The 20,241-nt window shown below is 45.2% G+C and carries 23 protein-coding genes and 1 pseudogene; 11 read left to right on the top strand and 13 right to left on the bottom strand.

Annotated features, from left to right (window positions below; genetic code table 11):
- Positions 1 to 98 precede the first annotated feature (98 nt).
- The 5 genes from GWO68_RS05910 to GWO68_RS05890 form a co-directional block, all read right to left on the bottom strand.
- Positions 99 to 887, bottom strand: coding sequence for a metal ABC transporter ATP-binding protein (locus GWO68_RS05910; RefSeq protein ID WP_162345504.1), 789 nt, complete (start codon positions 885 to 887; stop codon positions 99 to 101).
- A 12-nt stretch (positions 888 to 899) separates the two neighbouring features.
- Positions 900 to 1,835 carry a metal ABC transporter solute-binding protein, Zn/Mn family gene (locus GWO68_RS05905; RefSeq protein ID WP_162345503.1) on the bottom strand — a complete coding sequence of 312 codons (936 nt, stop codon included), beginning with the start codon at positions 1,833 to 1,835 and terminating at the stop codon, positions 900 to 902.
- Positions 1,836 to 1,844: 9 nt separating this feature from the next.
- On the bottom strand, positions 1,845 to 2,501 hold the full coding sequence (locus GWO68_RS05900) for a metal-dependent transcriptional regulator (protein ID WP_162345502.1): 657 nt from the start codon (positions 2,499 to 2,501) through the stop codon (positions 1,845 to 1,847).
- Positions 2,502 to 2,591: 90 nt separating this feature from the next.
- Complete coding sequence (locus tag GWO68_RS05895; protein ID WP_162345501.1) at positions 2,592 to 3,590, bottom strand: 3-oxoacyl-ACP synthase III family protein; 999 nt, start codon at positions 3,588 to 3,590, stop codon at positions 2,592 to 2,594.
- A gap of 76 nt (positions 3,591 to 3,666) precedes the next feature.
- Entirely contained in the window at positions 3,667 to 4,809 is a 1,143-nt protein-coding gene (locus tag GWO68_RS05890; RefSeq protein WP_162345500.1) for a glycosyltransferase family protein, read from the bottom strand.
- Positions 4,810 to 4,859: 50 nt separating this feature from the next.
- On the opposite strand from GWO68_RS05890, the gene GWO68_RS05885 reads away from it, so the two are divergent.
- Entirely contained in the window at positions 4,860 to 5,672 is an 813-nt protein-coding gene (locus GWO68_RS05885; protein ID WP_162345499.1) for a 2,3,4,5-tetrahydropyridine-2,6-dicarboxylate N-succinyltransferase, read from the top strand.
- Between the two features lie 306 nt (positions 5,673 to 5,978).
- Here the strand turns inward: GWO68_RS05885 and GWO68_RS05880 are convergent, their stop codons facing one another.
- The gene (locus GWO68_RS05880) at positions 5,979 to 6,872 is read right to left on the bottom strand and encodes a 3-hydroxybutyryl-CoA dehydrogenase (RefSeq protein ID WP_162345498.1); all 894 of its coding nucleotides are present in this window, start codon (positions 6,870 to 6,872) and stop codon (positions 5,979 to 5,981) included.
- A gap of 420 nt (positions 6,873 to 7,292) precedes the next feature.
- On the opposite strand from GWO68_RS05880, the gene GWO68_RS05875 reads away from it, so the two are divergent.
- Together GWO68_RS05875 and GWO68_RS05870 are read left to right on the top strand one after the other, a co-directional pair.
- A complete protein-coding gene (locus GWO68_RS05875; protein WP_162345497.1) occupies positions 7,293 to 7,445 on the top strand; it encodes a lmo0937 family membrane protein in 153 nt (50 codons plus the stop codon).
- 71 nt (positions 7,446 to 7,516) lie between these two features.
- Positions 7,517 to 7,666 (top strand): lmo0937 family membrane protein, encoded by a 150-nt coding sequence (locus GWO68_RS05870; RefSeq protein WP_162345496.1) that lies wholly within the window; start codon positions 7,517 to 7,519, stop codon positions 7,664 to 7,666.
- 78 nt (positions 7,667 to 7,744) lie between these two features.
- On the opposite strand, the gene GWO68_RS05865 is transcribed toward GWO68_RS05870, so the two are convergent.
- Both GWO68_RS05865 and GWO68_RS05860 read right to left on the bottom strand, forming a co-directional pair.
- On the bottom strand, positions 7,745 to 8,467 hold the full coding sequence (locus tag GWO68_RS05865) for a hypothetical protein (protein WP_235941961.1): 723 nt from the start codon (positions 8,465 to 8,467) through the stop codon (positions 7,745 to 7,747).
- 7 nt (positions 8,468 to 8,474) lie between these two features.
- Positions 8,475 to 10,100 carry an ABC-F family ATP-binding cassette domain-containing protein gene (locus GWO68_RS05860; protein WP_162345495.1) on the bottom strand — a complete coding sequence of 542 codons (1,626 nt, stop codon included), beginning with the start codon at positions 10,098 to 10,100 and terminating at the stop codon, positions 8,475 to 8,477.
- A gap of 332 nt (positions 10,101 to 10,432) precedes the next feature.
- On the opposite strand from GWO68_RS05860, the gene GWO68_RS05855 reads away from it, so the two are divergent.
- The 3 genes from GWO68_RS05855 (at position 10,433) to GWO68_RS05845 (ending at position 12,160) form a co-directional block, all read left to right on the top strand.
- Positions 10,433 to 10,903 (top strand): DUF4199 domain-containing protein, encoded by a 471-nt coding sequence (locus GWO68_RS05855; RefSeq protein ID WP_162345494.1) that lies wholly within the window; start codon positions 10,433 to 10,435, stop codon positions 10,901 to 10,903.
- Between the two features lie 39 nt (positions 10,904 to 10,942).
- Positions 10,943 to 11,401, top strand: a complete 459-nt coding sequence (locus tag GWO68_RS05850; protein ID WP_162345493.1) for a DUF4199 domain-containing protein — start codon at positions 10,943 to 10,945, stop codon at positions 11,399 to 11,401.
- 372 nt (positions 11,402 to 11,773) lie between these two features.
- Positions 11,774 to 12,160: a hypothetical protein gene (locus GWO68_RS05845; protein ID WP_162345492.1), complete on the top strand. Its 387-nt coding sequence runs from the start codon at positions 11,774 to 11,776 to the stop codon at positions 12,158 to 12,160.
- Between the two features lie 37 nt (positions 12,161 to 12,197).
- Here the strand turns inward: GWO68_RS05845 and GWO68_RS05840 are convergent, their stop codons facing one another.
- Entirely contained in the window at positions 12,198 to 12,599 is a 402-nt protein-coding gene (locus GWO68_RS05840) for a hypothetical protein (RefSeq protein ID WP_162345491.1), read from the bottom strand.
- A 293-nt stretch (positions 12,600 to 12,892) separates the two neighbouring features.
- Between GWO68_RS05840 and GWO68_RS05835 the strand changes: the two genes are divergently transcribed.
- Positions 12,893 to 13,669: a murein L,D-transpeptidase catalytic domain family protein gene (locus GWO68_RS05835; protein ID WP_235941960.1), complete on the top strand. Its 777-nt coding sequence runs from the start codon at positions 12,893 to 12,895 to the stop codon at positions 13,667 to 13,669.
- Positions 13,670 to 13,755: 86 nt separating this feature from the next.
- Here the strand turns inward: GWO68_RS05835 and GWO68_RS05830 are convergent, their stop codons facing one another.
- A complete protein-coding gene (locus GWO68_RS05830) occupies positions 13,756 to 13,947 on the bottom strand; it encodes a hypothetical protein (protein WP_317164495.1) in 192 nt (63 codons plus the stop codon).
- A gap of 230 nt (positions 13,948 to 14,177) precedes the next feature.
- Here GWO68_RS05830 and GWO68_RS05825 point away from each other — a divergent pair.
- Positions 14,178 to 14,986: pseudogene (locus tag GWO68_RS05825) on the top strand (M48 family metalloprotease).
- Positions 14,987 to 15,127: 141 nt separating this feature from the next.
- Here the strand turns inward: GWO68_RS05825 and GWO68_RS05820 are convergent.
- Positions 15,128 to 15,355 carry a hypothetical protein gene (locus GWO68_RS05820; protein ID WP_162345488.1) on the bottom strand — a complete coding sequence of 76 codons (228 nt, stop codon included), beginning with the start codon at positions 15,353 to 15,355 and terminating at the stop codon, positions 15,128 to 15,130.
- An 88-nt stretch (positions 15,356 to 15,443) separates the two neighbouring features.
- Between GWO68_RS05820 and GWO68_RS05815 the strand changes: the two genes are divergently transcribed.
- Positions 15,444 to 16,385, top strand: coding sequence for a diacylglycerol/lipid kinase family protein (locus GWO68_RS05815; protein WP_317164493.1), 942 nt, complete (start codon positions 15,444 to 15,446; stop codon positions 16,383 to 16,385).
- A 413-nt stretch (positions 16,386 to 16,798) separates the two neighbouring features.
- On the opposite strand, the gene GWO68_RS05810 is transcribed toward GWO68_RS05815, so the two are convergent.
- Together GWO68_RS05810 and GWO68_RS05805 are read right to left on the bottom strand one after the other, a co-directional pair.
- Complete coding sequence (locus GWO68_RS05810) at positions 16,799 to 18,022, bottom strand: metallophosphoesterase (protein WP_162345487.1); 1,224 nt, start codon at positions 18,020 to 18,022, stop codon at positions 16,799 to 16,801.
- A gap of 77 nt (positions 18,023 to 18,099) precedes the next feature.
- Positions 18,100 to 18,735, bottom strand: coding sequence for an LON peptidase substrate-binding domain-containing protein (locus GWO68_RS05805; protein WP_162345486.1), 636 nt, complete (start codon positions 18,733 to 18,735; stop codon positions 18,100 to 18,102).
- Between the two features lie 154 nt (positions 18,736 to 18,889).
- Between GWO68_RS05805 and mtgA the strand changes: the two genes are divergently transcribed.
- Entirely contained in the window at positions 18,890 to 19,627 is a 738-nt protein-coding gene (gene mtgA, locus GWO68_RS05800) for a monofunctional biosynthetic peptidoglycan transglycosylase (RefSeq protein WP_162345485.1), read from the top strand.
- The gene (locus tag GWO68_RS05795) at positions 19,611 to 20,096 is read left to right on the top strand and encodes a YybH family protein (RefSeq protein WP_162345484.1); all 486 of its coding nucleotides are present in this window, start codon (positions 19,611 to 19,613) and stop codon (positions 20,094 to 20,096) included. The genes mtgA and GWO68_RS05795 overlap by 17 nt, the downstream gene beginning before the upstream one ends.
- Positions 20,097 to 20,241 lie beyond the last annotated feature (145 nt).

Here is a 20,241-nt window from a genome sequence, read left to right as displayed (position 1 = left end):
AGGCAGGATGTTAGCTAACTATAGTCCTATGCGCATCATCAGGATCACTTTCTAACTTCTTTAACTCTTCCTTCCTAAACTCTCTAACTATTTAACTCTCATCTTTCCCTTGCCGGGAATTCCTGTTTGCGGAGCAGATCGCCTACTTTACTGAGCACGGTTAGTTTGCCACCGTAGGTTTGTTCCAGCATTTCCTGTGTCAGCACCTGCTCGGTTGGGCCAGAGGCTACCAGGCGCATGTTAAGCAATACTACCCAGTCAAAATACTCGCTTGCCGATTGCAGGTCGTGGTGCACAACTATAACTGTTTTACCCTGCGCGCGCATCGTTCTGAGTAATTCTATGATTGCCGTTTCGGTGGCAATGTCTACACCGGCAAAAGGCTCATCCATAAAATAGATGTCGGCATTCTGGGCCAGTGCCCGCGCCAGGAACACACGCTGCTGCTGCCCACCCGATAGTTGTGATATCTGGCGATCGGCAAAGGCCTGCATGCCTACTTTTTCGAGCGCCTGCATGGCAGCATCTCTGTCTGCTTTGCGCGGACGGTTAAACAGGCCTAGTTTTCCGTAGCGCCCCATCAGCACCACATCAAACACCGAAGCCGGAAAATCCCAGTCTACAGACTCGCGTTGCGGCACATACGAAATACGATTGCGGACCTGCTTTATAGGTTCATCAAAAATGCGCACATATCCGCTGCTGGCCGGCAACAGGTCCATGATGGCTTTTATCAGCGTAGACTTACCGGCTCCGTTCGGACCGATAACACCAACCAGCGAACCGGCAGGCAAGGTCAGGTCTACGCCCCATAGTACGGGTTTGCGGTCGTAACTCACTGTCAGGTCGTGCACTTCCACTACCGGATTGTCTACTTGAAGTATCATGAGATAAGTATATTATTTTAAAGCAGATACAATACTGTTTACGTTTTGCCTGACCATGCCAGTATAGGTTCCGGCAGGGGTGCCTTTTTCACCGAGCGCATCGGAAAACAATGTGCCGCCAATCTTTATTTCATGCCCTTTTTTACGGCTACCAACCACTACTGCTTCAATGGCTTTCGGGGATACCGACGACTCTACAAAAACAGCTTTTACCTTATGTTGTACTATAAAATTTACGAGGTACGAAACATCCTGCAAGCCAAACTCCGATACCGTAGAAATACCCTGCAAGCCCCGCACATCTATATCGTAAGCATCCCCGAAGTAGCCAAACGCGTCATGCGCAGTAATTAGAATGCGCTGCTGTTTCGGGATGGAAGCAATAGCCTGTTTAGTATAGGAGTGTAGCTGTTCCAGTTGCTGCAAATAAGCCGTGGCATTTTGGGCGTATAGTTTGGCATTCTTAGGGTCTTTGCGCTGTAGTTCGTTAGCCAGGTGCGCTACAACCTTTTTCCATAACGACACATCAAACCAAACATGCGGGTCGTGGCTGTCCTGGAACTGTTCAGACCTACGCAGCATATTTTCAGGAATGCCGTCGGCAGCTGCCACTACAGATTTGAATCGACTTAGTTTAGCTAACACTTCGCCCATCTTACCTTCCAGGTGCAAGCCATTGTAAACTATAAGATCGGCATCGGTCAGTTTCTGAAGGTCGCCCTGGGTTGCTTTGTACAGGTGCGGGTCCACGCCACTGCCCATTATAGCTTCTACGGTAGCAGCATCGCCAACTATATTCGCAACAGCATCGGCTAATATACCGGTGGTAGTTACCACATACATTTTTTTACCTTCGGGTACAGGGCCTTTGTTTATAGTTTGCGAACAGCCCCAGCAGAGCAGGCAAACTATAGTTGAGAGCAGGAGTGAGGTGCGGTACCACATCATACAGCTAGCTTAAGCAGACAGGAAAATATTGCGGGCAACTTCGCTGGATACAATCAGGTTCTTTTTGTTTTCTATGTTGATCTCCAATGAACTATCATAGGGTATTTTATCCAGAACTTTAACTTTAGCTCCCAGGAAAATTCCCATCTTATCGAGGTACTGAAGAAACAAGGGCTGCGAGTCGTTTACGCCAACTACTATACCTGCATCATGTACCTCCATTTCGGCCAGCAGCTTTTGTGGCTTTAGTTTCAGCTCGCCGTTTTCCGACGGAATAGGGTCGCCATGCGGATCGAATTGCGGGTGCCCTAGGAACTCATCGAGGCGGCGGGTGAGCAGTTCGGAGTTTACATGCTCCAGTTCTTCGGCTACTTCGTGTACTTCGTCCCAGTTAAATTTTAGCTTCTCTACCAGAAAAACTTCCCATAGCCTGTGTTTCCGGATTACCTGCAACGCCACGCGTTCACCGGTCTCCGTAAGCGAAACACCCTTATACTTCACATAATCTACCAGGCCTTTGGCGCTCAGCTTTCGCAACATATCCGTAACCGAAGCAGCTTTGGTATCCATGGCATCGGCAATGGCATTGGTATTTACGCCATCTTTGCTGCCACCCGATAACTTATAAATCGCCTTTATGTAATTCTCTTCTGTAAAGCTGTGCACAGGTGTTCAATTAATAATGAATAATGATCAATGAAGAATAGGGCTTACCGGTTATCTTATTAATCATTATTCATTAGCCATTACTCATTATTACCAACGGATTAAAGCAGAGGCCCAGGTAAAGCCGCTTCCAAATGCTGCCAGGCAAACCAGGTCTCCTTCCTTAATGCGTCCTTCCTGCACTGCTTCGCTCAGCGCGATAGGCACCGATGCAGCCGTAGTGTTGCCATACTTATGAATGTTGCTCATCACCTTTTCGGCTGGTAAACCCATTTTCTGTTGTATGTAAGACGTTATGCGCAGGTTAGCCTGGTGTGGTATAAGCATGTCAATATCAGATGCTTTATAGCCGTTTTTGTTAAGTGCTTCTTCAATTACTTCCGGGAAGCGGGTTACCGCATGTTTAAATACTGTGTTACCATTCATGTATGGATAAATGGCTCCGTTATCTATCATTTCATGCGTCAGGCGGTCTTTCTTATTGGTGTCTGGGGCCAATACGGCAAGTTCTTCAGCAAACTCACCATCGGCGTGCAGGTGCGTAGATAGTATGCCTCTATCTGTGCTTTCAGAAGGTGTAAGCACTACCGCGCCGGCACCATCGCCAAAAATAACCGATACATTGCGGCCGCGCGTCGAGAAGTCCAGGCCGCTGGAGTGGATTTCGGAACCAACTACCAGCACATTGTTGTACATGCCTGTTTTAATAAACTGGTCGCCTACAGAAAGTGCGTAAATAAAACCAGAGCATTGGTTTCGCACATCCAGGGCAGGAATTTCTTTCAGGCCAAGTTCACGCTGCAATAACACCCCTGAACCCGGAAAAACATAGTCAGGACTTAGCGTAGCAAAAACAATCAGGTCGAGGTCAGTAGCTTCTAGTCCGGCATTTTTAAGGGCCATGCGTGCCGCATTGGCTCCCATGTTAGCTGTAGTGTCCACGCCTTCTGTAAAGTAGTGCCGTTCAACAATGCCGGTACGCTCCCGGATCCATTCATCCGACGTGTCCATGATCTTTTCCAGGTCTTTGTTTGTAACTACTTTCTCCGGTACGTAATGGCCAACGCCAGCTATTTTTGAATTGCGCATAGTTTAGTTGTTTGATGTTCAAATATACTGTTATTTCTAAAATTTAGATACGTCTAAAAATAAATTTATTTTTATCTTACACATTATTGTCTTGTAAAAGTGGCGTTACTACACTCATCAGCTTTTCCTCTTCCGTTTGCCAGTAAATATCATCGGGTATTCCAGAACTATAAAAATGTGTGTTATAAAGTGTTTGTAATAAGGTAGTAACATTTGGCTCAATAAAGTTTATGTTTAAGCCAACTGTTGCTTTATTTAACAGGTTTTCCCAGATAGGGTTTTGCTGTATAAGTATAGGCAGGCCATAAGCCATATACTCGTATAGTTTTGTAGGGATGCACCTGAAGGTACTTGGGTTTGGCTGATAAGGTAATAGCCCGATATCATGGGTAGCTATGGCCTTGAGAATTTCTGCGTGCGGTACTAGCTTTTCGCCACCTATTAAAGAAATGTAATGCTTATCAGCTATAGTTTGCTTTAGCTTTTGTAAGGTACCTGCATGGGCACAATACCCGATTATAGTTAGTGTTACCAGCGGGTTTATAGTATGTAGCTGTTCTGCAAGTCGCACTGCCTCAAACACACCATAAACACCGGATATTGTGCCAGAGTAAAGCAGCTTTATGCCCTTGCCCTGACTAACCTGCACCGGAGTAGTGGGCTGGCTATAGTTGGCTTCCGGCTTAAACTTGTTCTCTAGAATAGTAAAGCGCTTGTCTATAAAAGGCAGTTCCTGGGCATAGCTTTGCTCAGCCAGTAAAAAGTGATTTATAGTTGGGGCTGTCAGTTGTTCTATTTGTCTTACCCCAGTAGCCAGCACTCTTTTTAGTATAGGGTTGTAACTGTCCTGGGCTGTAAGGTTTAAACTATAGTTTTCCTGTACATCGTAGATCAGGTGGCAGCGGTAACGTTTGCAGTATAGCCAGGCGGTTAACAGCAGCTCATGGGTACAAACTATAAGCAGGTCAGGCTTTATAGTTTGTAACAGTTGCCAGAATTTTTGCTGCGCCGTAAACCTTTGTAAGCTTAACCTGCCAAAAGAGAAAATTGGGTATAACTGCACATTAACCGGAACAGATGCGGGTAGGGGCGCCGAAAAGCCTGCAATATGCACCTGCGTGTTAGGTAACTTGCTGAGCGAAAGCCCGAGTTTGCCATACATACGGGTATCGTTTACGGGTTTTAGCAGTGAGGCAAGCAGAATTCTCTTTTCAGACATCGGTTAAATTTAATACTTTTACGCATTATTCAATATCAACTATATTTTAGATGACGCTTCAGACGATAATAGAGCAAGCCTGGGAGAACCGTGAGCTGTTGCAGGAGCAGGCTACTGTAGAAGCAGTACGTGCTGTAATTGAAGATTTAGATAAGGGCAGACTACGTGTAGCTGAGCCCGTAGGCGACGATTGGAAAGTAAATGAGTGGGTGAAGAAAGCCGTGCTGATGTACTTCCCGATTCAGACCATGAAAACGATAGAAGTAGGTCCTTTTGAGTTTCATGATAAGATTGCACTGAAGACAAACTATGCAGCGCAGGGCGTGCGCGTAGTGCCTCATGCTATTGCGCGTTATGGTGCCTATCTTTCTAAAGGTGTGATCATGATGCCGTCGTATGTAAACATCGGCGCATGGGTTGGCGAAGGTACTATGGTGGATACCTGGGCTACGGTTGGTAGCTGCGCGCAGGTAGGCAAGCATGTGCACCTAAGTGGTGGCGTTGGTCTTGGTGGTGTATTAGAGCCAGTGCAGGCTGCCCCGGTTATCATTGAGGATGGTGCCTTTATAGGATCGAGAAGCATACTGGTGGAAGGTTGCCGCATAGGCAAAGAAGCCGTGATCGGTGCTGGTGTAACTATAACCGGCAGCTCTAAAATTATAGATGTAACTGGCAGCGAGCCGAAAGAATACAAAGGTTATGTGCCACCTCGCGCTGTGGTTATACCGGGTTCGTATACTAAGAAATTCCCTGCCGGCGACTTCCAGGTGCCTTGCGCCCTAATCATTGGACAGCGTAAAGAAAGCACGGACCTGAAAACATCGTTGAACGACGCGCTGCGTGAGAATGCGGTAGCAGTTTAGGTTTTCTAGTTAAATTGTTGGATAGTTAACTTGTTGACCTGAAATCTAAATAGTAATTAACTATATAATTAGAAGAGTCTTTGCCTAAGTGGTGAATGCTCTTCTGTTTTATAGTTACCGTTAGACGCTCACAGGTCTGATAGACACTGTGAGGTCTGCTTGATCCAAAATGACCTCACAGCGTTTTTCAAACCTGTGAGCGTCTGAAATCAAGAAGCCGCTGCAAGTATAACCTGCAGCGGCTTTAATTTTATAGCTGAGAACTATAGCTGAAGGTTAAACCTTCAACAATTTATCAATCAACAATTATTTCTTCTTAAAACGATCGGCAACTACTAGTTCTTTGGTGCCGTGGGTCCAACTATAGAAGCCCTGGCCGGTTTTAGCACCTTTGTGGCCTGCCTGCACCATGTTTACCAGCAGTGGGCAAGGTGCGTATTTCGGGTTACCAAAGCCGTCGTGTAATACATTAAGTATAGATAGGCAAACATCCAGGCCTATAAAGTCAGCTAACTGCAACGGGCCCATCGGGTGTGCCATACCCAACTTCATAATAGTGTCAATCTCACTTACGCCAGCAACGCCTTCATATAAACTATAAATTGCCTCGTTTATCATTGGCATCAGGATGCGGTTTGCCACAAAGCCAGGGTAGTCGTTGCACTCGGTTGGTACTTTGCCCAACTTCAGCGATATGTCCATTACCTGTTGTGTCACTTCATCAGAAGTAGAGTAGCCACGGATGATCTCCACCAGTTTCATTACCGGAACCGGGTTCATAAAGTGCATGCCTATTACTTTGTCCGGACGATCGGTAACCGAGGCTATTTTGGTAATAGAGATGGAGGAGGTGTTACTGGCAAGTATAGCTTCCGGTTTTGTAAAAGCGTTCAGGTCGCGGAAGATCTTCAGTTTCAGGTCTACGTTTTCAGTCGCAGCTTCTACCACAAGTTCTGCGTCTTTTACGCCGTCCTGCATGCTGGTATAAGTCGTAATATTATCTAAAGTATGCTTTTTCTGTTCCTCAGTCAGGTTGCCTTTGGCAATAATACGGTCCAGGTTTTTAGCAATCGTGCCCAGCGCTTTGTTCAGCGCATCTTCCGATATATCAACCAGGGCCACCTGAAAACCATTTTGTGCAAATACGTGCGCAATGCCGTTGCCCATAGTTCCTGAGCCAATAACTGCTACTTTCTTCATAGGTTGTGTAAACGTATAGTTTGGTATTGTATGCAAAGCTAAAATAAAATCTGTTAATCCAGAGATATAATCAAACGTATCTTCTTATACTTCAAAAAGTAGCTAAACCTGCGGAGCAACACATTACCTTTACAAAAATATTATGCAATACTGTTAATGCTTTTTGATCGGGAAATGCAGGTTGTGTTAGGCAGTAGCTAACTTTATTGATGATTAAGTAGTTAGGGGTTTGTTGCAATGGGCATGAAAAGTAATGATATAAGTTGTAACAATATTTTATTTCAGAAAAAAGAACGGTTTAATACATCCTTTATGATATATATGCGTAAAAGCTTAAACAAAAAAGTACAACTGCTGACTCTCACCGGTGTGTAGCCGATACAAACTGGCAGTTGTCGTTAAACTAAAGACTCTTATATAATGGGAAACTTACTTTATATCATTGCTGTGGTGCTGGTAATATTCTGGCTGATCGGCTTTTTAGGATTTCCGGATGCCGTAGGTGGTATCATACATGTGCTACTTGTACTGGCTGTAATTGCAGTTTTGCTGCGATTGGTCCGGGGAGTTTAACTTCATTTCAGAAAACACGTTAATAAACAAACAAACAAACAACGTTGAACCTTCATTAAACAATTAAAACTATGGGAAATTTATTGTATATTATAGCAGTTATACTTGTGATTTTTTGGCTGATTGGTTTCCTGGGCTTCCCGGATGCCGTTGGTGGTCTGATTCACATTCTATTAGTAATCGCCGTTATCATGGTGCTGTTACGCCTTATTAGGGGCTAACCTAACCATTGATCATATGTAAAAATAAAAGGGCTGCCTTACCGGGCAGCCCTTTTATTTTTATAAGCTTGCTAAAATTTAGCGCCTGAATGGTAGATTTATACCAGCCCGTATAACCGGGTTGCTATAGGGGTTTACCGGGTCATCGTTCATGTTATATAGCAATAGCAGGTCGAAAGAAGCTTTTTCGCTGATGCGTTGCCTGTAACCAACCCCGAACATGGGCATTACAAGAGTCTTTCGCAGCTTGTCATACGTATAGTTAGGGTATACCCGTAAATATTGCCGGCTCAGGGCTTCTACTTCGGCATGTGCCAGTAGCGCACCATCCCCGATATTTACAACTTCCAGTTGCGTAAATGCACGCCCGCCATAGTTGTGCAGGCTAACACCGCCATCGCTTATAAAATGGTAAACTATACCTGTACCAACGCTAAACTTGTCTGTAACCCTGTAACCTATAATGGGCAACAAAGTAATGTTGGTGTAGCTCCCGAACTGTAAACCAAAGCTGCCGCCAAAGTATAGCTTATCAATAAATTCCTGCGGCTCCTCTTCTTCCTGCTCATCCTGCGGCTTTACCACTTCCGGTTGTGTTACCGGCGGCTTGGGTTGTGCCTGTGGTTTTGGCTTAACCTGCGCAGGTGCGGGTTGCGGGCTGCCCGGAGGGCCGGCAGGCAAGGTAGGCTTGCGCTTAACGGTGTCCGGTTCAACCTGTGCTACTGCACTTAAACTATAGCACAAAAAAAAGCAAAGTGCCAGCAGGCACTTTGCAAAATGAGGAGTAGGGGTAGCAGACATGTTTAAGTTATACAGTTGCTGTTTCGTACATTTTTTTACGTAGTTCACGGATGTTATCGTCCTGCAGGTATTCTTCGTAGGTCATGCGCTTGTCGATCATGCCGTTTGGTGTCAGCTCTATGATACGGTTGGCGATAGTATCTACAAATTGTAAGTCGTGCGAGGCGAAAAGTACCGTTCCGTCAAAATCTTTCAGGGCATTGTTCAGGGCCGTGATCGATTCCAGGTCCAGGTGGTTGGTCGGGTCATCCATTACCAGGAAGTTACCAGACTGCAGCATCATCTTAGAGAACATGCAGCGTACTTTCTCACCACCCGACAATACGTTAGCTTTTTTCAATGACTCTTCGCCGGAGAACAACATACGACCCAGGAAACCACGGATAAAGCTTTCGTCTTTCTCCACAGAGAACTGACGCAGCCAATCTACCAGGTTAAGGTCGGTGTTAAAGAATTCGGCGTTGTCTTTCGGGAAGAAGGCTGTATTGATCGTTGTGCCCCACTTAAAGTCACCGGAATCGGCAGCCATTTCACCAGCCAGAATTTTAAAGAACACCGTAGCGGCAACGTCATTCCGGCCAAGTATGGCAATCTTATCACCTTTATCAACCATGAAGCTTACATCCGTAAATATCGGCTGCCCTTCAATAGACTTACTCAGGTTCTCTACCTGCAATAACTGGTTACCTGCTTCGCGCTCTGGCTTAAAAGCGATGTAAGGATACTTGCGCGACGATGGCTGTATATCTTCTACGGTCAGTTTTTCGAGCAACTTGGCACGTGAAGTAGCCTGTTTTGATTTGGAAGCGTTGGCGCTGAAACGGCGGATGAATTCTTCCAGTTCTTTACGCTTGTCTTCGGTTTTCTTGTTGGCATCGGAGCGCTGCTTAAGCGCCAGCTGGCTCGACTGGTACCAGAAACTATAGTTACCGGCAAACATTTTTATCTTGCCAAAGTCGATGTCGGCTACGTGTGTACAAACCGCATCCAGGAAGTGGCGGTCGTGCGATACAACTATAACCGTGTTCTGGAAATTGCCCAGGAAGTTCTCCAGCCACATGATCGATTCCGCATCCAGGTTGTTGGTAGGCTCATCCAGTAGCAGGATATCCGGGTTACCGAAAAGGGCCTGTGCCAATAACACACGTACTTTTTCGCTACCGCTCAGGTCGCGCATTAACGAGTAGTGCAGGTTTTCGCTTATACCTAGGCCGCTCAACAACTCAGCTGCTTCATACTCCGCATTCCAGCCTTCCATGTCGGCAAATTCGCCTTCCAGTTCGGCAGCGCGCTCGCCATCTGCATCTGTAAAATCAGCTTTGGCATAAATGGCGTCTTTCTCCTGCATAATATCGAACAGGCGTTTATGGCCCATGATAACCGTTTGAAGTACAGGATACTCGTCGTAAGCAAAGTGGTTCTGCTTTAAAACAGCAAGGCGGGCCTTTGGTGGAATATCAACTGAGCCGGTGTTGGGGTCTATCTCGCCCGACAGAATCTTCAGGAAAGTAGATTTACCGGCACCATTGGCACCGATCAGGCCGTAGCAGTTACCAGGTACAAATTTTATAGTTACATCTTCAAATAATGTGCGCTTACCGTAACGTAAACTTACATTGCTAGTACTGATCATGCGTTTGTGTTAGAGAATTAAAATTGATTCTTATTGCAAAACTACGAAATAAAAGTCGGGAATACTGAAATACGGACTCGGGCATTTAAAGAAATTAACGCCTGCCCCTCTGGTAAATGATTTTGTTACAGTCAGTTCTGCCTTATATAGCAAAAAATTATGCTTCAAATCACAACGCCACCCTTACTTCTATAGTATATTGTTTAAATAATATTCGGTTAGCTGCACTGCAAATAACCTTTTATTTGTGCATTTGCTTGTATTATAACCATTTGCGCAGCTAAACTGTTCATTCATCAGAAACTAATTGATATACCTAGAACAACATTCATATGGCATCCACAAAAGCAGATTATCAGAAAGTATCGATCAAGTATGGCATATTTGTAGGAATAGCACACATCGTTTATTTCCTGCTCATGGGCTTGCTGGGGCTGCACGACGTAGTTGAGCTTTCCTTTTTAAGTGGTTTATTCCTGATCATCGGTATTATTATAGCTATTTCGAAAGTGAAGCGTTTAAACAACGGGAACATCAGGTACTTTGAAGGCCTGGGTATAGGTGCTACGGTTGGGGTGGTGTCTTCGGTCATTCTGGCTATTTTCCTAGGTTTCTACATTGGCTTGTTTAATGCCACTTACTTAGAGAACCTGCAGGCAAGTGCGCTCTTCCCGAAAAGTATTTCCCTGTTATCGTTAATGCTGCTCACCATTATTTACGGCACTATACCGGGCTTCTTTACGGCCTTTATAGCTATGCAGTGGTTTAAGCGCGAAGGCCATACCATGACGGAGCGCATCTAACGCATAACTATAGTTAACCCTTTACAAACTACCTGAACTATGGAAAAGATTGGCCTGAAGTATGGCCTCCTGACTGCCGCCGGACTTATTGGTTATTTTCTGATAATGCGCCTGCTTGGGTTGGTGCACATACTGGAGTTTCGTTTTCTGAACTCGGTAATAATGGCGATAGGTATTGTGTTGGCCTTACGGGCGTTTAAGCGTGCAAAGCATGGCAACATTGGTTACTTAAGTGGCCTTGGCGCCGCGTTTCTGACGGCTTTAGTCGGTACACTCATCTTTTCGGTATTTATGCTGGTGTATATCAAAGCGTTTGACGATGCCTTACTTAAAGTGCTGACCTCAAACCGGATGGTAGGAGAGCAGGTTGCCAACACGCCGGGCCTGGTCATATTTATGGTACTTATGATGGAAGGCGTTATATCGGGTGCGATGATTGGTTTTATTGCCATGCAGTTCTTTAAACGCGAAGACCATACTGTACCAAACAGCCCCTGATTAAAGTATAACTTAACTATAACATAAAGGCCGCAGTGGGTTTACCACTGCGGCCTTTATGTTATATTATGCTCTCCAAAATTCACATTTAAGTTTAATAGTGTTGCTTGCTAAAATACCAAACGCAATTATGGATTATAGTCTATAGTTTAAATTGGTTTGCATTCATTTTGCACCGCTTAATATATGTTATTCTGTATATAGTATTGATGGTATTTGGAATAATCATATTTCTGCTAAATGCGAGGGAGTAAAGGCCAATATGTAGTTTATAAAAAATATACTAAAATAGGCTAACCTGATCCGGGAATTTCCGTTGAAGTAGCTAGTAACATATCCTGTAGCTCAGCAGGTTTTCAAATCAGTGATTTTATGAAAATATATATACTTATACTGGCGCTTGGCCTGGTTTCTTCTTCAGGTTTTTCGCAGCGATTAACAAAAGGAGACGATAGTCTGGATAAAAAAGTATTGGCAGTTGAAGTGGCAGGTCCCGAACTGCTGACCAGAGAAATGGTGCAGGAACTGAAACTGACCGTACCGCAGCAGGAAGAGGTAAAACTGTTAAACGAACAGCGCTATCAGCAGTTATTACAATCAGAACAAACAGCAACTGCCAACGATGCCACCATCCAGAAAGTGCATTTCCAGAATGACAAAGCCCTGACCAAAGTGCTGTCTTCAGAGCAGTTAAAGCGTTTCCTGGAACTGGAAGGCCGTCAAAATGCTTACCAGCTGACCGAATTGTATAACCACTAAGGTTACCGCACAACTATAGTTTTATCAAAGCCCGGGTTTACTCGGGCTTTGTCAGTTCTTCAGGGTTGCTATAGCTGATACCCGATACTTTGCCCAAGGAGTTTATTCGTACTTCCAGGCGGTTGGCTTCAGAAAGTTTGCTGGCGTCCTGGCACTGCGTTCCGGCCTCTAGGTAATAGTAATAAATTCGCTGGCTGCGTTCCAGTAAGTTTTCCTTATCCGGCTTACCCAGTACGTTTCGCACTATAAATTCCTTTTTGCCATACATCTCCTTTCTTATCTTTTCAAACTCGGGAGCTAATTTAGCACGGTCTCCTTTGCAGGCGTTTTTATCCGCTTTCCAGGTATCGCTGTCAAATCCTTTCAGGCTTTCGGGTGTGTAGCACGACCAGGTCATAAAACACAACAATAAGTATAGGAGCTGTTTTAGGTTTTTCATGCTGCAAAAGTAAAGTATAAATAATCAAAATGCCTGTAAAACAATGGGTGAACTATAGTTAATGTTGCGTAAAAACTATACTTTAATTAGGTATAATTATACTATTAAGCGTCTGTGTTGCGTTTATTTTGTTATAGTGCTAGCTTACAGCATTTTGGGTACTACATAAGTGGCATTTTTACCCTGATGGAACAATTTTGAGGGTTTTACCTGTTACAAAACGAACCACGTTAACCAGATATCTTACAAAACCTATGTTGAGAACAGCTATCCTCTTACTAGCCCTGAGCCTAATGTCCTCAAACTCGCCGGAAGCCAACCCTATGGCAGCAAGCCCGGCTGCAACTTCAGCCTTAGTTACAGATAAGGCAACCACTGCCAGCAGCGCCATGTCATACGACCAGAAACAGTTGGCTTTTACAGAACACGTAGAAGATATTTATGATGATGCCGACCTGAAAGGTAAAGGCTTATCGCTGCCCGTTTTCCAGAAAGCCTATATTGGCTTCATGAACCTGAAGCAGCGCCACAAAGTATCTTCTTCCAAAGCTATACTTACCGTTATTGATTTCACAAAGTCGAGCCGCGAGAAGCGTATGTGGGTAATAGACCTGAAAGCTAAAAAGGTATTGTACAACACGTTGGTAGCGCACGGTCGCAATACTGGCAATGTACAGGCTGTTAAGTTCTCGAACCAACCAAACTCTTACATGAGCAGCTTAGGTTTTTATGTTACCGATAACACTTACTTCGGCAAACACGGCTTATCGCTTAAACTGGATGGTTTGGATAAAGGCTTTAATACAAATGCAAGAGAACGTGCTATAGTGGTACATGGTGCCGATTATGCTACCAAGGATTTTATAAAGCAGTATGGCCGATTAGGCAGAAGCCTGGGTTGCCCTGCGTTACCAACCGAGGTATCAAAAGAAGTGATCGAAACTATAAAAAATGAAACGGTAATTTACCTGCACAGCAACGATAAGTCTTACCGCTCAGATTACCTGAACATGAACCTGGCAGTAGAAAGCTTTGCCGCTGAAATACCCGCTTTTGCCCTGAACAGCTAATTCGGAAACAGGTTTACCTGGTATACTATAAAACAAGAAAGCCCCGGCAGTTATGTCGGGGCTTTCTTGTTTTATAATAACTATTGTCAGGTCTGGTCTTTGGTTGTCTTTACAAGGCTTATTCCCGAAAAGAAGAAGATCAACCCGATAACAAACGGAACAGCAGCTGTAAATTTGCCAACTGCCACACCATCACCACCCATCAGGAAAGCATATGCCCCCCAGATAATACCTATGATGCCCAGTATGGTAAGCAGGGCACCAAATGTTCTTTTCATATTCATAGTCTATAGTTTAGGTCTGTATTTTGCGCCCTTACGGGCAGCTTTTGTATACGTAATACGATAAATCTATAGTTAAGTATAGCATTTTTTGCGGTAGCTTTTGTACCGCTTGTTTGCGTTTGGTTATACGTATGCTATGAGCCAACGTGAAGCAAAGCCGTATAAATCCGAAAAGCTACTACACATATAATAAAGTGCACTATATGCAACTATAACCTAACACTATGAGAGGACTGATAAAATTCATAATTGCCATACTAATTGCGGCTGTGTCGCTGGTAACATATTGGTGCAATACCGAACAAAACGAATTTACCGGCGAAGAACAACACGTAGACATGACCGTAGAGCAGGAAATAGCGCTCGGGCTACAGGCTGCACCTGAAATGGCATCGCAGTATGGCGGCCTGCATCCGGACCAGGAAGCGGCCAACCGCATTAAAGAAATTGGCCAGGCTATAGTACAGCAGACCGCCGCAGGTAAATCGCCGTATAAATTCGACTTCCATTTGCTTGCGGATGAACAGACCGTAAACGCTTTTGCTTTGCCGGGTGGCCAGGTATTCATTACCGCAGGTTTGCTGAAACGCTTAAACTCGGAAGGTCAGGTAGCTGGTGTGTTAGGGCATGAAATAGGGCATGTGGTAGCCAGGCATTCGGCGGAGCAACTGGCGAAGGCAAAACTTACGCAGGGGCTTACTGGCGCTGCAGCTATAGCAACTTACGACCCTAGCAACCCGGCCTCACGGACCGGTGCCATTGCTGCCGCCATGATCGGAAAATTGCTGAACATGCGCTACGGGCGCGAGGATGAACTGGAATCAGACAGGCGGCGGTGCGCTTAACTGGTGAAGCTGGTTATGACCCAAGGGCTATGCTGGAAGTAATGCGCATACTGGAAGAAACCAGCGGCGGTGCCAGCGGACCCGAGTTTGCCCAAACCCACCCAAACCCCGGTAACCGGATAGCTAAAATAGAACAAGCCATACAAGAAGAATACCCAAAAGGCCTGCCTGAAGACTTAATTCCGTAAAAAGTGCAAAATAAATAGCAGCATTTACAACCTTACACAGAACTTTATGTATAAATGTATTGCAGTTTACTGCAAATAAGCTCTCGCAACACAGCTGCAGGCTGTGGGTACTTCTGATCTAAAACAAACTTAAACTGAAAGCTAAATTACAATGGCAACTAAAAACGATAACTCAAAAGGTTCTTCGAAGTCAGGATCTTCTTCTTCGTCAACTTCAGGTAAAACAAATGCCGGAAAATCAACAACTTCTAAATCTTCAGGAGGTGCATCTGGTTCTTCATCATCAGGTTCATCTTCAAAATCCGGATCATCAGGTTCTTCTAGCTCATCTGGAGGATCTAAATCAGGAAGCAGATAAGACGTAAACAAAGCCCGTAACGGGCTTGCAGGAAAAAACTAACCTATCGTACAGGTTAGTTTTTTTTGTGCCTTACCTTATCCGTAATTTACCGTATCAGTGGTATCAAAACACGAAATACCTGTTAAGAAGATGGAAAATGAAGTGCCCCATACCATACTGTTCGTCATTAACCCGATAGCCGGTGATATTGATAAGGAAGCGCTGGAAGAAGAGATAGAAACCATTTGCCGGGAGCATAACATAACCCATGTGTTTTATAAAACGACCGGCGAAGAAGACGACGCAGCTATTAAAAAACTGATAGCAGAACATAAACCGGAAGCAGTATTTGCGGTGGGCGGCGACGGAACGGTTAGCCAGGTGGCCGCCTTGCTGATAGATACCTCTACACCGCTTGGTATTATCCCGCTGGGTTCTGGTAATGGTTTATCAAAAGACCTGCACATCCCCCAGGATACCGAAAATGCTCTGGAGCTGATCCATCGCCATGTGGTGCGTAACATTGATACCCTCGATATAAACGGACAGCCTTCCATCCATTTATCTGATCTGGGGTTTAATGCTTTGGTGGTGAAGCGTTTTAGCGAAGGAGAAACGCGTGGTCCAGGTTCTTATGCCTGGATAGCCTTGCAGGAATACCTGAGCTACGAGCCAAAGTTTTATACCATCGAAACCGATACGGAGCGGTTTGAAGGTGAAGCGTTTATGGTAACTATAGCCAACGCCAATGCATTTGGGAGTAACGCTGCCATAAACCCCACAGGTATACTTAACGACGGACGTTTTGAGATTTGCCTGATAGAGCGATTTCCGAAAGCAGCCGGGCTGGGTATCCTATACAAACTATACACCGATAGTATAGATGACTCTGTTTATACCCGTAAACTTACCTGCCGCTCTGCCATTATTCATAACGCGGAGCATGAAGTGATGCACATTGATGGCGAACCTGTAAAACTAAGCGACGAAATACGGGTGAAAATTAAACCTAAAAGCCTGAAAGTAATATTGCCCCAGCCTGAAGCGGAGAATGAATAAAAAAGCAGATTTCTTGATTATGAAGGTATAGTTGAAATACCTCTGGTTTGGTAAAGGCTATTATTAGATTTTGTAGTTAAACACAAAAGTAATCCCCGCGCAAGTATATGGACCTTGCCCGCGTCCCGCGTGTGTGCATTATCAGCAGACTCTGGCCACATCAAACTATAGTTTATAGTTGTCAGAATTTTTAAGAAAATTTTAAAACGTGTCAGGACGCCACAGGTAGCTCACACGCGGGACGCGAGCGGGGGAAATAATTTAATGGGCACGAGACCTTTCGAAAGCAAGTCACTTTTCTAAAACCAGGAGAATTTCTAGGGTAGGACGCTTGTGCCATGCTGAAATAAATTCTCCTACTCGAAGGGGTTAGGGATGGGTTAATTTGTTAACATTACCAGCTTCTCCAAGTATCAAGCAGGCTGTTCGCGGGGTACAGTTATAGTTTGTAGTTTTTTTCGGAAGATGACTTCATCTGGTGCTGTCTCAGGTGTACCTGGTGTGGCAATGTGTATTTCCAGCCAAATGTCGCCGTTGCTATAGTAGTTGAGCGTTACAAAGCCCGGTTGTTCTAACGTAAATGTAGCGCTCCCGCCTTTTTTAACGAACGATGTTTTACTGCCGGAGCCGCTTACCAGGTAATGGTTTCCCCGTTTCTCGAAATGCTGCAGGTTGTGGTCATGTCCGGCTACGTAAACTATGTTCTGGTACCTGTGAAAGATCTGCAACAACCTTTTACGCATGCGTTTATACTTTTTATGCGACATATCCTCATAAGCCCCGAAGAACTTGCGGTAGAACGGGTAAAGCGAACCAAGTATAGGTAACGGTATCAGAAAACGTTTATGAGCCGCCGTTAATGGGAAAAGGTGCTGCCTGATGGTAAACTTACCACCATGCAGGGCGTTGCTGTAAAGCGGGTGATGCGCAGCAATGATGATATGCTGATGCCTGTTTTTGCGGAGCAGGGTATTAAGCTCAATGTAAAATTCTTCTATATCGGTATAAGGGCAATTATACTTGCTGCCTAATGGCTTTTCGCCGCGTTGCACCCACCATTGCGTATTGATCACGACCAGCAACAAGCCTTCTGCCAACTGTATAGTTACCGGACCAGGACAGCCATGCGGGGGCTGGTAACTTTCGGGGTTTTGCAACGCTTCGGTTATGTACTTTTCCTGGCGCAGCATGTACTGGTAACCGTCAGGGCGGCCTTTGTTCCAGTCGTGGTTGCCGCTCAGGAAAACGGAGCGGGTATTATAGTGCTGTAGTTGGTCAAGTATAGTTTGCAGGCGTTTCTCGGCCAGTAAGCGATGACGATGCCCTTCGGGTGGCAAGCCAACAGGGTACAGGTTATCCCCCAGAAAAACAGCGATGCCAGCCTCCTCATTTTGCTGCTGCCATTTTTTGAATTGGTTCAGTACCGGGTCAGTGCCATCGGTTGCCACTGCGCCTACATCGCCGAGCATTGCCAGCGAATAAACTTTCTCATTATCGGATGGGAGTGGGGTTTGCCGCCAGCCTACATCCGCAAGTTTGTAGTATGGTTTGCGCCTATACTTCCATTCCTGCCAGTAACTGAACAGCAGAAACACGATAAAAAGTGTGGGTATGATGATGAGGAAGTAAAGAAGCATGTAGGAGTTTGGGAGTTTAAGAGTTTGGGAGTTAGAAAGTTTATAAGTTAGAAAGTTAGAAAGTGATTTATTGATTGTTAAAACTCGGGTGGTTTTAGGTATTTGAAGTGGCCGTTGAGCTTTACGCGCTCTTTCAGTTTTTCGGTTTCCAGTACAATGGGCAGTATGTTTTCGAGGTGTTGTAAAATGGCTTCCTGGCGGTCGCTTTCGTGTAGCATTTGCAGCAGTGCGTATTCCTGGTCCAGGTTAAGGCCCAGCTGGTGGGCTATATCAAAACTCTTAAAATCCGTTTTCAGGTCCATGGATAGGCTTTTTAAACCGAGGGCCTCGTATAGTTTTTCCATACATTCCCTGATCCTGGTTTTGGTAACGATATCCTCGTCATCTGCATATGTTACCCACTCAACTTCTCCGGCTGCATATAGCCTGCCCGGGGCAGTTCTGTCAAACTTTAGCACTTTAAACACGCGTGTGCCCTTGCTCCGGATATCCATTTCGCCGTTATCATATTTCTTTTCAATACCCAGTATTTCTACTTCGGTACCAAATTGTCCCACACTGTTCTGAATGTAGGTCGGGATGCCGAAATTTTTGCCGCTCATAATGCAGTCGAGCACTAGTTGTTTATACCTTGGCTCAAAAATGTGCAGGTTCAGTTTTTCGCCGGGGTACACCACAATATTCAACGGAAACAAGGGCAGATAGTCTGGCATCGGTCACAACGGGTTTTGTAGTTATAAGCCGGTAAACCGGCTTTTGTTTAAACCATACGTAGCGGCACCGGAAAGCAGATAATTGCATCTCAAAATTTGGCTGAAAAAATCCGGTGAATGCTATACCTTTGCGACCTTAATCTGAAGAGCTTTTATGAGTAAAAAGCGAATTGGCCTGCGCCAGGTAAAGTTAATTTTTGTGAAGTTGGTGCTTACCCTGTTTTTGCTGAGTATAGCCTGGGTATTGCTGTATAAGTGGGTAGACCCGCCGGCTACGCTGCACATGGTAAAACGCCGTGCCGAAGCCGGCAAAGCCGACAAGAGCGACCCAACTATAAAACATACGTTTGTAGACCTTGATGAAATGTCGGAGCAGTTGCCACTGGCTGTAGTTGCCTCCGAAGACCAGCTTTTTCTGCAGCACCACGGCTTCGATGTGGAAGCTATAGTTGATGCCTTTCAGCGGAATCGTAAAGGCACTACCATACGCGGCGGAAGCACGATAAGCCAACAGGTAGCCAAAAACGTTTTTCTGTGGCATGGGCGCAGCTATTTGCGTAAAGCCGTAGAAGCCTATTTTACGGTACTGATTGAACTGATCTGGGGTAAAGCGCGCATAATGGAAGTGTACCTGAACATTGCCGAAATGGGCGATGGCGTATTTGGTGTAGAAGCAGCCAGTTGGCTATACTTTAACAAACCAGCCAAAGATGTAGGCCGAAAACAGGCAGCTTTATTGGCAGCTGTGTTACCAAACCCGATCAAGTACAGCGCTAAAAATCCGTCGGGCTTTGTATTGCGCAAGCGAGGCCGCATTGCCCGCGCTATGGGTCGCCTGGGTGGTACAACATATATCAAATCTATACTTCCCGCTTATGAAAACCAGAAATAGTTTACTACTACTAGTGGCTTTTGGTCTGCAACTTATACTTGGCAGCTGCCAACCTGCCAGGCCAGTTGCAACAGCACAAACACAAACTATAACCCAGCCCGAAAGTATAGAAGCAGTAAAAAAAGTACTGACTGAACAAGCAGCCCATTGGAGCGCCGGCAACCTGGAAGGCTACATGCAGGGCTACTGGAAATCAGACTCGTTGTTGTTTATTGGCAAAAGTGGCTTAACATATGGCTGGCAACAAACCCTGGACAACTATAAACGCAGCTACCCCGACGTATCAGCTATGGGTAAGCTCACTTTCGACCTGAAAGAAGTACGGCCATTGTCAGCAGATAATATACTGGTAGTAGGGAAGTGGCACCTGCAACGCGAAGCTGCCAAAGGAGATCTGCAGGGACATTTTTCAGTGATTTTTCAACGGTTTGCCGATGGCTGGAAAATTGTGGCGGACCATTCAAGTTAATGTTTTAAGTGTGTAGCTAACGGTTAGTACAGGCTGTGAACGAGGCGAAGCCGAGTATGGAGCCTGTGCCGGGTTAGGGTGCGCAATTTCTACAGGAAGGTCAAACCAATTTTCTTATTTAGCCCCTTTTCAAATATCCTGATCA

This window comes from Pontibacter fetidus, assembly GCF_010119545.1.
GTDB classification, from domain to species: domain Bacteria; phylum Bacteroidota; class Bacteroidia; order Cytophagales; family Hymenobacteraceae; genus Pontibacter; species Pontibacter fetidus.
This window is presented reverse-complemented; position numbering and strand designations above follow the sequence as displayed.

What these genes read in the sequence shown, in the direction of transcription:
- GWO68_RS05910 (WP_162345504.1), bottom strand. Translation starts at nt 887, where the DNA reads ATGATACTTCAAGTAGACAATCCGGTAGTGGAAGTGCACGACCTGACA.
- GWO68_RS05905 (WP_162345503.1), bottom strand. Translation starts at nt 1,835, where the DNA reads ATGATGTGGTACCGCACCTCACTCCTGCTCTCAACTATAGTTTGCCTG.
- GWO68_RS05895 (WP_162345501.1), bottom strand. Translation starts at nt 3,590, where the DNA reads ATGCGCAATTCAAAAATAGCTGGCGTTGGCCATTACGTACCGGAGAAA.
- GWO68_RS05890 (WP_162345500.1), bottom strand. Translation starts at nt 4,809, where the DNA reads ATGTCTGAAAAGAGAATTCTGCTTGCCTCACTGCTAAAACCCGTAAAC.
- GWO68_RS05885 (WP_162345499.1), top strand. Translation starts at nt 4,860, where the DNA reads ATGACGCTTCAGACGATAATAGAGCAAGCCTGGGAGAACCGTGAGCTG.
- GWO68_RS05880 (WP_162345498.1), bottom strand. Translation starts at nt 6,872, where the DNA reads ATGAAGAAAGTAGCAGTTATTGGCTCAGGAACTATGGGCAACGGCATT.
- GWO68_RS05875 (WP_162345497.1), top strand. Translation starts at nt 7,293, where the DNA reads ATGGGAAACTTACTTTATATCATTGCTGTGGTGCTGGTAATATTCTGG.
- GWO68_RS05870 (WP_162345496.1), top strand. Translation starts at nt 7,517, where the DNA reads ATGGGAAATTTATTGTATATTATAGCAGTTATACTTGTGATTTTTTGG.
- GWO68_RS05865 (WP_235941961.1), bottom strand. Translation starts at nt 8,467, where the DNA reads ATGTCTGCTACCCCTACTCCTCATTTTGCAAAGTGCCTGCTGGCACTT.
- GWO68_RS05860 (WP_162345495.1), bottom strand. Translation starts at nt 10,100, where the DNA reads ATGATCAGTACTAGCAATGTAAGTTTACGTTACGGTAAGCGCACATTA.
- GWO68_RS05855 (WP_162345494.1), top strand. Translation starts at nt 10,433, where the DNA reads ATGGCATCCACAAAAGCAGATTATCAGAAAGTATCGATCAAGTATGGC.
- GWO68_RS05850 (WP_162345493.1), top strand. Translation starts at nt 10,943, where the DNA reads ATGGAAAAGATTGGCCTGAAGTATGGCCTCCTGACTGCCGCCGGACTT.
- GWO68_RS05845 (WP_162345492.1), top strand. Translation starts at nt 11,774, where the DNA reads ATGAAAATATATATACTTATACTGGCGCTTGGCCTGGTTTCTTCTTCA.
- GWO68_RS05840 (WP_162345491.1), bottom strand. Translation starts at nt 12,599, where the DNA reads ATGAAAAACCTAAAACAGCTCCTATACTTATTGTTGTGTTTTATGACC.
- GWO68_RS05835 (WP_235941960.1), top strand. Translation starts at nt 12,893, where the DNA reads ATGTCCTCAAACTCGCCGGAAGCCAACCCTATGGCAGCAAGCCCGGCT.
- GWO68_RS05830 (WP_317164495.1), bottom strand. Translation starts at nt 13,947, where the DNA reads ATGAAAAGAACATTTGGTGCCCTGCTTACCATACTGGGCATCATAGGT.
- GWO68_RS05810 (WP_162345487.1), bottom strand. Translation starts at nt 18,022, where the DNA reads ATGCTTCTTTACTTCCTCATCATCATACCCACACTTTTTATCGTGTTT.
- GWO68_RS05805 (WP_162345486.1), bottom strand. Translation starts at nt 18,735, where the DNA reads ATGCCAGACTATCTGCCCTTGTTTCCGTTGAATATTGTGGTGTACCCC.
- mtgA (WP_162345485.1), top strand. Translation starts at nt 18,890, where the DNA reads ATGAGTAAAAAGCGAATTGGCCTGCGCCAGGTAAAGTTAATTTTTGTG.
- GWO68_RS05795 (WP_162345484.1), top strand. Translation starts at nt 19,611, where the DNA reads ATGAAAACCAGAAATAGTTTACTACTACTAGTGGCTTTTGGTCTGCAA.